The following is a 10,014-nucleotide window of genomic DNA, read 5'->3' as shown; positions in this document are numbered from 1 at the left end:
TCGTTGTTTTCTAAGACTATGCCTGATTTTCTTGAGAGTCGATCAAAATCTGACCTCTGTAATAAAGCTTTCCTTCATGCCAATGAGCACGGTGGTATAAATGAGCTTCGCCAGTAGTAGGATCTTTTGCAATTTGAGGAGCTGTAGCTTTAAAATGAGTTCTTCTTTTATCTCTTCTTGACTTCGACGTTTTTCTTTTAGGATGTGCCATCTCTACTTATTTTTATCTATTAGTAATTTTTTCAAATCTTCCCATCGAGGGTCGATTTCATCTGTTTCCTTATTTTTATCCGGACTTAACTCTTCTAATTTATTCAGTATATCCGATTTTAATGAGCCGTCTTCGATGCCTGGATGAATTTTCTTTAAAGGAACAGTCAGCGCAATCATCTCATATATATATTGTGAAACATCCAACTGATGTTCGCCATGAGGTAAAATCAATACCTCCTCGTTTTCATCATTATATGTATCACCAAACTTTACAACCAGATCAAGACTACCATCAAGTGGGAGCTCAAAAGGTTCATTTGTAACATCACAAGCAACTGTCGCCATTCCTTTATTCTCAAAATGCAATTCTAACAAGGTGCTCTTTTTTACAAAATCAAGAGTAACTGAAAAATCTGCATCTAAAAATTCATCGAATGAATAGGACTCAAAGAACTGTTTATCAATTTTATATTCAAACCTGTGTTTTCCTTCTTTTAATCCAAAAAACGACAACACAAAATCATTTGACAATTTCATCTGAACATAAATTTGAGCGCGCAAAGATAGAAAAAAATTAAGTATTTAAAAACTATTTATTTAGAATATTGCTTTTTCTTCTCTTTCTGTATTTCCAATTTATTCTCTGAAAGGTTTTTATAGGTCTCCCTTGCCTTAAACAAATTGATTCCCATGAATATAGCCTCCTTAAAAGAACTGAAATCTGCCTTGGATTTTCCTGCTATTTCAAAGGCTGTTCCGTGGTCTGGAGAAGTTCTGATACCATCCAAACCGGCCGTGAAATTCACACCTTTTCCAAAGGCTAATGTCTTAAAAGGTGCCAGGCCCTGATCGTGATACATGGCCAAAACACCATCAAAACTATTGTAATTACCACTTCCAAAGAAACTATCTGCAGCATAAGGACCATATACCAGCCTTCCACTTTTCTGAATTTCCGCTATAGTCGGCCTAACAATTTCATCATCTTCAGTTCCTATAACTCCCTGATCTCCACAATGCGGATTCAAACCCAAAACAGCGATTCTAGGTTTGGATATGGCAAAATCCTCCACCAAAGATGTATACATAATATCTACCTTCTTTTTAATCAAGTCAGCGTTAATTGCCTCAGACACCTTACTAACAGGTATATGTCCCGTAATAAGTCCTACTCTTAAAGAACCTGAGCAAAGAATCATCAGGGCTTCGCCCTTTAATTTGCTTTCCAAAAATTCGGTATGACCATTGAAGGCAAAAGATTCCGATTGAATATTGTTCTTGTCAATTGGTGCAGTAACCAATATATCAACATCGCCTTTCTGAAGTGCTTCCGTAGCATGTTCCAAGGATTGTAAAGCATATTTACCCGATATTTCCGAAGGATTACCCAAATCAAGATCAATCATTTCCTTCCATACATTCAACAAATTGAGCTTCTGAGGCACTATTTTTTTAAGGCTGTCTATGCCATGAATTCCGGTATTTACATGCAGGGCTTTTTTATGGTAACTTATCACCTTCGAAGAAGCAAATACCACCGGAGTACAAAAGTCCAGCATCCTGTTGTCTTCAAACGATTTTAAAACTATTTCAATCCCAATCCCATTCAAATCTCCAACGGAAATACCAACTTTTATTTTATCCTTTTTTTTCATCCAACTCTGTAATTATGCTTAATTTTGACTGGTAATTTGATTTTACCAACACGCAAATTTAATCATTAATTTTAGAACATGTTTACAGGAATAATAGAAGAATTAGGAGAGGTCATCGAATTGAAGCATGAACTTGAAAATCTACACATAACCGTTACAAGTGAAATATCAAAAGAGCTGAAAATTGATCAGAGCCTGGCTCATAACGGTGTTTGCCTTACAGTAGTTTCTTTGGGTGATTCAACCCATACCATCACAGCAATTAAAGAAACCATTGACAAATCAAGCATTGGGAAATTAAAGATAGGTGACAAAGTGAACCTTGAACGGGCCATGCAATTAGGCGCCCGACTGGACGGTCATATAGTACAAGGTCATGTTGACCAGATCGCACATTGCACGAATGTAGTATCTTCAGAGGGAAGCTGGGTCTATACATTTGAATACGACAACAGCTACAATAACCTCACGATAGAAAAAGGTTCCATCACAGTAAACGGGGTCAGTTTAACAGTTGTAAATTCGCAGGAAAATTCTTTCAGTGTGGCTATCATACCTTACACGTATGAAAATACCAATTTTCACCAGATCAAAATTAATGATACAGTGAATTTAGAATTTGATGTAATAGGAAAATATGTGGCTAGATTACTTGTAAGGTAATTAGCTTTTGGAATGATCGTAAATCTTCTTTACAGCGTATCCTACACCTACAGCAAGTAAACCAATTAAACCTCCATCAATAGGTAAACCCGGTGGTGGTGGTGGTGGACCTTGAGCAACCACGATGTCAGTCCCAATAATAAAAGCAAACAGAAGTATCGCTTTAAAGTATTTATTTGCCATATAAAATTACCCTTTTTTAGATTGTTATAACGTAACTAAACCTAATTTGTTGCAAATATATGAAAACGATTAAAAAATATATCAACAACTAATAATTAATTTAACATTAATTTATTTTATTACTGAAATGTCAACAACAAATTTAGAAACTAACTATAAAATTAACATTTTTAAGAATGAAAAAAAAAGAATAATGAAAAAAATATTTTTTTTTTCTGGTTCTTAAATTGAATAGAATGGTAAAAAAAAAAGTCTAAAAAATGAATTTTAGACTTTTTTAAGTGGACCCACTAGGGCTCGAACCTAGGACCACCTGATTATGAGTCAGGTGCTCTAACCAACTGAGCTATGGGTCCAAAATTGGAGTGCAATATTACTATTTTTTTACATTCTGTACAATAATTATCTTTGAATAATTATATTTGAAATTCATAAAGTAAATTTTAATAAATGCTACGACATCTTTTCTGCACCGTCTGTTTTATCTTATTCTCTGCTGCTGTATTTGCACAAGAAAAAGATACGATTCAAAATAATTCAAATTATGAATTTCTGTCTGAAAAGAATGAAACAACCCAGACGACGCAAGCGACAAAACCAAAAAAGCAAACATATCAATTTCAACGAAGTTGGAGTTTTGGTGGTAATATTGGCCTTTCCTTCTGGAATGGAGGAACGGATATATTAATTGCTCCAAAGGCGTATTATAATTTGTCTCCAAAATTTTTAACCGGATTTGGACTTACCTACATTTATTCGAGTCAGGAAGATGATTTTGCTAAATACAGTCAAAATTCTTTTGGGCCCAGTGTAATGATAGCTGTAAGACCTGTTCCCATGCTGCAGTTATCTGCTGAATATGAAGGTTTGCAAACCAATGGAAGTACGGATTTTAAATTTGCGGACCGAGCAGATACAGACTATTCCTATTGGAACAACGCCCTCTATTTAGGTGCCTCTTTTGTATCCAGAAATGTATCCTTTGGAGTTCGTTACGACTTATTATATGACTCTACCAGAAGCGTATATAGTTCGGCCTGGTCACCGGTTATCGGGTTTTATTTCTAAAGGACACTTTTAACCATTCTCTTTGAAGTACCAGAAATGCAACTTTTTCAGCGATTCGTTCCGGATCTATATCATCAATTTCTCTTAGAGTACGCTCTGTGACATCCACCCTATAGAGAAAGCTCACATAGGCTCCAAAGTCCTTTGTCATTAATTCCATAAGGAAGCGATGAACTTGCCTTAAAAGCACTGAAATATCAAGTGTGCTTTTGATCTGCTGATGTATTCCCGAAAGATGAGCATCCTTATTAAACTGGTCGATTAATTCGGTTAATAATTGTTCAGATTCTATCTGACTTAGCAAGGTTAAGCCATCTTTAGGTTTCATAAGATCATGTTTTCCGGTTCATCAAAGCCATTCCAAAATCTTTAAATACCTGCTTTTTGGCATCTTGAATGGTTAATGAATCAATATCCTGTATTGCTTTTAAGGTGTATTCTTCAATGGACGACAACAATAATTCATGTAAACCATACTTCATGAACAGTTGTTTTACCCGCTCTATTTTGGTTTCACTATCTTTTTCCTGTCCATAAAGTCGAAGTAGTTCTTCCCTATCTGTTTCATTAGCCAGCTCAAGGGCTTTGATGTACAGGAATGTTTTCTTTCCTTCTAAAATATCTCCGCCAATCTTCTTCCCGAAATCCACCGTTCCGAAAGTGTCTAAATAATCATCCTGAAGCTGGAAGGCAATGCCCAAATTTAACCCAAATCCGTATATTTTATCCTGATCTATTGGCGGGCTATGGCTGATGATCGCCCCCATTTTTAAAGAAGCTCCCACCAAAACTGCCGTTTTGAAACTAATCATTTGAATATAGCTTTCTAAGGGGACTTCCGTCATTTCCTCAAAATCAACATCAAGTTGTTGTCCTTCACAAACTTCCAATGCCGTTTTATTATACAAAGAAATAAGTGCTTTAAAGGTTTCTCCTGAGTAGTTTTCTAATCGTTGATTTGACATGATCATCAATGCATCTCCGGATAGAATACCTGTGTTCAAATCCCATTTTTTATGTACCGTTTGATGCCCTCTTCTCAGGTCTGCCCGATCCATAATATCATCGTGAATCAGAGTGAAATTATGAAACATTTCCACCGACAAGGCTGCTTCCATCGCCTTCATATAATCACCTCCAAAAAGATCACAACTCATCAAAACAAGTACCGGCCTCATTCTTTTTCCTCCAAGCCCCATGATATAATCAACGGGCGTATACAGGTTTTTTGGCTCTTTTTCAATCTGTAATTCGTTTAAATAGTTCAAAAAAGCACTGCGGTACATCTCCATAATATGAATTCAATTTTGGGTAAAAATAATTAAACTTAAAGAATCACAAGGCCTCAAAAGTCTGAAATTAATGAATTCTTTATTCGATCTTCTTTTTCGGTAACATTTCCAAAACTTTTACGACTTAATAGTATGTTATGCTATTGTAAACTTTGGAAACTTTTTTTGTGTTTAAAGTTTCCTTTGTTATATTTGCAGACTCATGAAAGAAAAAATTTTACATAAAGCATCGGAAATGTTTTTAAACCTTGGGTTTAAAAGTGTGACTATGGATGACATAGCGTCGGAACTTGGCATGTCGAAAAAGACAATATACAGCCACTTCCCTACCAAGCTCAAATTGGTTCAGGCAACAACATTTTTTGTAATGGATAATGTGAATGCTGCCATATGCAAAATCTGCTCTGGAGATCTCAATCCAATTGATGAGGTTTTTACGATTAAATCTGTAATCAATAACCAGCTGAAAAATGAAAAGTCATCTCCTCATTATCAACTTCAAAAATACTATCCAAAAATTTTCAAGCAACTCAAAGACAAGCAATTTGAATCCGTGAATGAATGTGTTGTTGAAAATCTTAACAGGGGTATTAAAGAAGGGTATTATAGAAAAGAAATCAAAATAGACCTCATCACAAGATTCTACTTTAGTGGAAATATGAGCCTTACAAATAGGGAATTATTCCCCTTAAACAAATATGGTATGACTGCGTTAAAAGATGCTTTTTTAGAATACCATATTAGAGCCATTGCCACTGAAAAAGGATTGAAAACATTAATAAACCTACTGGAAAAATGAACAAAATAGTAACTTTTATAGTCTTGATCATAGGCAGCTATGCATTGAAAGCACAGGAAGAAACGTATTCTTTTACCCTCGACGAAGCTGTTCAATATGCCTTGGTACATAATTATACCGTTAGAAATGCTGCATTGGATATAGATGCCGCGGAAAAACAAAAATGGGAAGCAACCTCTTTTGGACTGCCTCAAATAGATGCTGGTATCGATTATCAAAACTGGCTAAAACAGCAAGTAACATTTATACCGTCGGAGGTCATAGGTGGTGACCCGGGAGAATTCACCCCTGTAGTCTTTGGTACAAAACAGAACATGAATGCCACCGTTACCATGAATCAATTAATTTTTGATGGCTCCTATTTAGTTGGATTACAATCTGCCAAAACATTTTTGATGATTTCGAATTTAGCCAAAGAAAAAACAGATCAAACTATTCGAGAGGCGGTAATAAATGCCTATGGGAATGTTGTTGTAGCGCAGGAAACGCTTGAAATCCTTTACAGTAATAAAGCCATTCTGGAAAAAAACTTAAATGAAACCCGAATTTTATTGGAAAACGGATTTGCAGAAGAACAAGATTTTCAACAACAACAGATTACCTTGTCCAGTATTGACAATGAGATTAACCGATCTTCAAGACTTGAATCAATTTCCAGACAGGCCTTAAACCTTACTTTAGGCATCCCTATAGAAAAAGAAGTTGTACTCACAGAGAATCTCGAAAATCTTGCTATGCAAAGTGCAGATCTTCAGATACTGCAAGAAGATTTTGAACTTGAGAATCATGTTGATTTCAGAATTGCTGATAACCAGGTTTTATCGGATGAACTATTAGTGAAATATGAAAAAAGTAAAAGTATTCCTTCCATCAATGCCTTCGTGAATTACAGCACTTTTCAATATGGAGACAATCTGGTCTTTTTTGAAAATATCGATGATAACTGGTTTGATTCTTCCTTATTTGGAATTAGCATGAAAATACCGGTTTTCAGTAGTTTACAAAGGAGTTCAAGGACGCAGCAGGCAAAAATTAACCTGATGCAATCAGAAATAGAAAAAAATGAAATTTCCGAAAACCTCAAGCTGCAGGTGAATACGGCTAAAAACAAATACCAGTTTTCACTGGATCAGTTTCAAACCTCAAAAAAGAATCTTGCCCTGGCAGAAAGTATTGCTGAAAAGGAGCAAATAAAGTTTTTTGAAGGACTGAGCACAAGTATTGACTTGACAAATACGCAGAATCAGTTGTTCGGAACCCAACAGGATTATATTCAATCCATTTTACAAATAATCCAAACTAAAGTAGAATTAGAAAATGCACTTAACCTCTTTTAACATGAAAAATATAGTTACCCTAATCACCCTCAGCTTTATTCTTGCTTCCTGCGGGAGCGGAGACAAGAAAAGCGTAGAGGACTTAATCGACTCACAAAATCTGGAAGCCATTCGCGCCAAGAAAACGGAATTGGTCAGTCAGCAAAACCTGATCAAGCAGGAAATAAAAAAGCTGGATATTGTGATCGCCCAACTGGACGATAATACAAAAATTCCTCTGATAACCACATTTAAGCTTGAAAATTCAGACTTTAAACATTTTCTTGAATTACAAGGAAATGTAACCACGAAAAATCTCTTAACCATTTATCCTGAATTTTCAGGAGTACTTACCAATGTGTATGTCATTGAGGGACAAAAAGTTCAAAAAGGACAAGTGTTGGCTAAAATTGACGACGGAGGATTGAGCCAGCAATTGTCTCAGTTAAAAATACAGGAAGAACTGGCTAAAACAACCTTTGAAAGACAACAAAGACTTTGGGATCAGAAAATCGGAAGTGAAATGCAGTACTTGCAGGCGAAGTCAAATTACGAAGCCCAAAATCAAGCCATTGCTCAGTTAGAACAACAAGTTGCCAAAACAGTTGTGAAAGCCCCGTTTTCAGGTACCATAGATGATATTTTCACGGAACAGGGAAGTGTCGTGATGCCTGGCCAGTCTCAATTAATGAGAATTGTAAATTTAAGCAACATGTATATTGAAACTGATGTCCCTGAAAAATATGTTTCGAATATAACAAAAGGTAAAAACGTTGAAGTTGAGTTTCCGGTACTTGGAAAAAAGATTGATTCTAAAGTAAGACAGGTAGGTGACTTTATCAATCCTAATAACAGAACCTTTAAGGTTGAAATTTCAATTCCAAATAAAGAGAAATCAATCAAACCCAACCTTACCGCTAAGTTAAGAATCAATGACTATTCAAATGAAAGCGCCTTATTGATACCACAGGGAATTATTTCTGAGAATGCCAGTGGTGAGCAATATATCTATATAGTGAAGGATAAGATCAAAGACGGCCAGGCGACGGCAGAAAAAATGATTATAGAAACAGGCCTCACACAAGGAGATTATATTGAAGTAATCAAGGGGCTGGAAGTAGGAAATGAAATCATTCAGGAAGGCGCGCGAAGTGTGAATGACGGTCAAAAAGTAAAAATAATCAATCAAGACTCATAAGCATGGTGAAGCAAAAAAAAGTGCTCGATAAAGAGTTCGGTTTATCATCTTGGGCCATCAATAACAAAACAACCATTTATGTGGTTATTTTGATCATTTTGTTTTCAGGACTTTCTTCGTACAATAGTATGCCGAAGGAAAATTTCCCTGAAATAAAGGAAACTAAGATTTACGTCAGTTCTCTATATCCGGGAAACACAGCAGAAGATGTTGAAAAACTGCTAACGGATCCTTTAGAAGAAAAACTGAAGACGGTTAGCAACGTTGTTGAAATTACCTCAACGTCGCAGGAAGATTATTCCATGGTCATTGTCGAATTTGACGAAAACATATCCGTAGACGAGGCGAAGCAAAAGGTCAAAGATGAAATTGATTCGGAAACATCAGGTGAAGACTGGCCAACCTTTAATGGTGCCAAGGTAGAACCCAATGTATTTGAATTGAACCTGTCTGAAGAAATGCCGATTTTGAATATTAACATCTCTGGAGACTATCCGGTAGAGAAATTAAAAAAATTCGCAGAATATTTAGAAGATGAAATTGAAGGTTTATCAGAAATCAAGCAAGTTGATATTCGTGGAGCCCAGGAAAAAGAGGTTGAAATTGCGGTAGACATTTATAAGATGATGGCTGCTAAAGTGAGTTTCGATGACGTGATCAATGCGGTTAATGGCGGAAATATCACCATGTCTGCAGGGAACCTGGTCACAAGCGGTCAGCGAAGAACCATTCGAATTATAGGAGAAATTGACCATCCGTCTGAACTTGACAATTTTGTGGTAAAATCTGAGAATAACAGTCCGATTTACTTAAAAAATATTGCAGAAGTCTCTTTTCAGGAAAAAGAAAAAACGACCTATGCCAGAGCCTTTGGTGAAGTTGTAGTGATGCTGGATGTGAAGAAAAGGGCTGGAAAGAATATGGTGGCAGCTGCCGAAAAAGTGCAGGCCATTGTAAAGGACGCCAGAATCAATGAATTTCCCAGCGATCTGGAAATTAGCATTACCAATGACCAATCTTCAAAAACTATTGGACAGGTTGATGATTTGGTCAACAACATCGTTTTCGGGATCATTTTGGTGGTCACGGTTCTCATGTTCTTCCTTGGATTCAGAAACGCTCTATTTGTTGGTTTTGCCATTCCGATGTCTATGTTATTATCACTGATGATATTGGATGCCCTGGGCTATACTATGAATACTATGATCTTATTTGGATTGATTATGGGATTAGGTATGTTGGTTGATAACGGAATCGTTGTGGTTGAGAATGTTTACCGATTGATGGATGAAGAGGGCATGACTAAAAAAGAAGCAGCTAAAAAAGGAATTAGCGAGATTGCCTTTCCTATTATCATATCTACCGCCACGACCATTGCTGCCTTTATACCACTTGGCTTATGGCCGGGTGTGATGGGTGAATTTATGATTTACCTCCCCATTACTTTATCGGTTGTACTTGGTTCATCATTATTTGTTGCCATATTTTTCAACTCAGTGATGGTTTCTCAATTTATGAGTACGGAAGATAAAGACATGTCTCGCAAGAGTATTTTCAGAATCACCGGTATACTGACCATTTTTGGCCTACTTATATTTTTTATCGGGGGGTCTTATAAAATATTCGG

12 protein-coding genes and 1 tRNA gene are annotated in these 10,014 nt (G+C 36.2%); 6 read left to right on the top strand and 7 right to left on the bottom strand.

Going from position 1 to position 10,014, the window contains the following annotated elements:
* Positions 1-16: 16 nt before the first annotated feature.
* The 3 genes from rpmF to pdxA are packed head-to-tail and all read right to left on the bottom strand — an operon-like array spanning position 17 to position 1,868.
* Positions 17-211 carry a 50S ribosomal protein L32 gene (gene rpmF / locus ACR2MV_RS12495; protein WP_434022255.1) on the bottom strand — a complete coding sequence of 65 codons (195 nt, stop codon included), beginning with the start codon at positions 209-211 and terminating at the stop codon, positions 17-19.
* Between the two features lie 2 nt (positions 212-213).
* Positions 214-750, bottom strand: coding sequence for a YceD family protein (locus tag ACR2MV_RS12490; protein WP_434022254.1), 537 nt, complete (start codon positions 748-750; stop codon positions 214-216).
* A 56-nt stretch (positions 751-806) separates the two neighbouring features.
* Positions 807-1,868, bottom strand: coding sequence for a 4-hydroxythreonine-4-phosphate dehydrogenase PdxA (pdxA, locus tag ACR2MV_RS12485; protein WP_434022253.1), 1,062 nt, complete (start codon positions 1,866-1,868; stop codon positions 807-809).
* A 78-nt stretch (positions 1,869-1,946) separates the two neighbouring features.
* Between pdxA and ACR2MV_RS12480 the strand changes: the two genes are divergently transcribed.
* The gene (locus ACR2MV_RS12480) at positions 1,947-2,531 is read left to right on the top strand and encodes a riboflavin synthase (RefSeq protein ID WP_434022252.1); all 585 of its coding nucleotides are present in this window, start codon (positions 1,947-1,949) and stop codon (positions 2,529-2,531) included.
* Here the strand turns inward: ACR2MV_RS12480 and ACR2MV_RS12475 are convergent, their stop codons facing one another.
* Positions 2,532-2,714: a PID-CTERM protein-sorting domain-containing protein gene (locus ACR2MV_RS12475; protein WP_434022251.1), complete on the bottom strand. Its 183-nt coding sequence runs from the start codon at positions 2,712-2,714 to the stop codon at positions 2,532-2,534. It lies immediately after the preceding gene.
* Between the two features lie 282 nt (positions 2,715-2,996).
* Positions 2,997-3,070: transfer RNA gene (locus tag ACR2MV_RS12470), tRNA-Ile, on the bottom strand.
* 94 nt (positions 3,071-3,164) lie between these two features.
* On the opposite strand from ACR2MV_RS12470, the gene ACR2MV_RS12465 reads away from it, so the two are divergent.
* On the top strand, positions 3,165-3,782 hold the full coding sequence (locus tag ACR2MV_RS12465; protein WP_434022250.1) for a hypothetical protein: 618 nt from the start codon (positions 3,165-3,167) through the stop codon (positions 3,780-3,782).
* Here ACR2MV_RS12465 and ACR2MV_RS12460 read toward each other — a convergent pair.
* Both ACR2MV_RS12460 and ACR2MV_RS12455 read right to left on the bottom strand, forming a co-directional pair.
* Positions 3,763-4,110, bottom strand: a complete 348-nt coding sequence (locus tag ACR2MV_RS12460) for a hypothetical protein (protein WP_434022249.1) — start codon at positions 4,108-4,110, stop codon at positions 3,763-3,765. The genes ACR2MV_RS12465 and ACR2MV_RS12460 overlap by 20 nt on opposite strands.
* Before the next feature lie 4 nt (positions 4,111-4,114).
* The gene (locus tag ACR2MV_RS12455; RefSeq protein WP_434022248.1) at positions 4,115-5,074 is read right to left on the bottom strand and encodes a polyprenyl synthetase family protein; all 960 of its coding nucleotides are present in this window, start codon (positions 5,072-5,074) and stop codon (positions 4,115-4,117) included.
* A gap of 202 nt (positions 5,075-5,276) precedes the next feature.
* Here ACR2MV_RS12455 and ACR2MV_RS12450 point away from each other — a divergent pair, with 202 nt between their 5' ends.
* The 4 genes from ACR2MV_RS12450 to ACR2MV_RS12435 form a co-directional block, all read left to right on the top strand.
* A complete protein-coding gene (locus ACR2MV_RS12450) occupies positions 5,277-5,873 on the top strand; it encodes a TetR/AcrR family transcriptional regulator (protein WP_434022247.1) in 597 nt (198 codons plus the stop codon).
* A complete protein-coding gene (locus ACR2MV_RS12445; protein ID WP_434022246.1) occupies positions 5,870-7,210 on the top strand; it encodes a TolC family protein in 1,341 nt (446 codons plus the stop codon). The genes ACR2MV_RS12450 and ACR2MV_RS12445 overlap by 4 nt, the downstream gene beginning before the upstream one ends.
* Position 7,211: 1 nt before the next feature.
* A complete protein-coding gene (locus ACR2MV_RS12440; protein ID WP_434022245.1) occupies positions 7,212-8,387 on the top strand; it encodes an efflux RND transporter periplasmic adaptor subunit in 1,176 nt (391 codons plus the stop codon).
* A gap of 2 nt (positions 8,388-8,389) precedes the next feature.
* Positions 8,390-10,014, top strand: a 1,625-nt coding sequence (locus tag ACR2MV_RS12435) for an efflux RND transporter permease subunit (RefSeq protein ID WP_434022244.1), incomplete at its 3' end; no start/stop codon positions are given.

Origin of the sequence: Lutimonas sp., from assembly GCF_051011215.1 — a bacterium.
Classification (GTDB): Bacteria; Bacteroidota; Bacteroidia; order Flavobacteriales; family Flavobacteriaceae; genus Lutimonas.
The sequence above is the reverse complement of the archived record's forward strand: the minus strand, read 5'-3'. Positions and strand labels throughout refer to the sequence as shown.

Coding starts and splice junctions, on each gene's coding strand:
- ACR2MV_RS12490 (WP_434022254.1), bottom strand. CDS start 750: ATGAAATTGTCAAATGATTTTGTGTTGTCGTTTTTTGGATTAAAAGAA.
- ACR2MV_RS12480 (WP_434022252.1), top strand. CDS start 1,947: ATGTTTACAGGAATAATAGAAGAATTAGGAGAGGTCATCGAATTGAAG.
- ACR2MV_RS12450 (WP_434022247.1), top strand. CDS start 5,277: ATGAAAGAAAAAATTTTACATAAAGCATCGGAAATGTTTTTAAACCTT.
- ACR2MV_RS12455 (WP_434022248.1), bottom strand. CDS start 5,074: ATGGAGATGTACCGCAGTGCTTTTTTGAACTATTTAAACGAATTACAG.
- ACR2MV_RS12475 (WP_434022251.1), bottom strand. CDS start 2,714: ATGGCAAATAAATACTTTAAAGCGATACTTCTGTTTGCTTTTATTATT.
- ACR2MV_RS12445 (WP_434022246.1), top strand. CDS start 5,870: ATGAACAAAATAGTAACTTTTATAGTCTTGATCATAGGCAGCTATGCA.
- pdxA (WP_434022253.1), bottom strand. CDS start 1,868: ATGAAAAAAAAGGATAAAATAAAAGTTGGTATTTCCGTTGGAGATTTG.
- rpmF (WP_434022255.1), bottom strand. CDS start 211: ATGGCACATCCTAAAAGAAAAACGTCGAAGTCAAGAAGAGATAAAAGA.
- ACR2MV_RS12440 (WP_434022245.1), top strand. CDS start 7,212: ATGAAAAATATAGTTACCCTAATCACCCTCAGCTTTATTCTTGCTTCC.
- ACR2MV_RS12465 (WP_434022250.1), top strand. CDS start 3,165: ATGCTACGACATCTTTTCTGCACCGTCTGTTTTATCTTATTCTCTGCT.
- ACR2MV_RS12460 (WP_434022249.1), bottom strand. CDS start 4,110: ATGAAACCTAAAGATGGCTTAACCTTGCTAAGTCAGATAGAATCTGAA.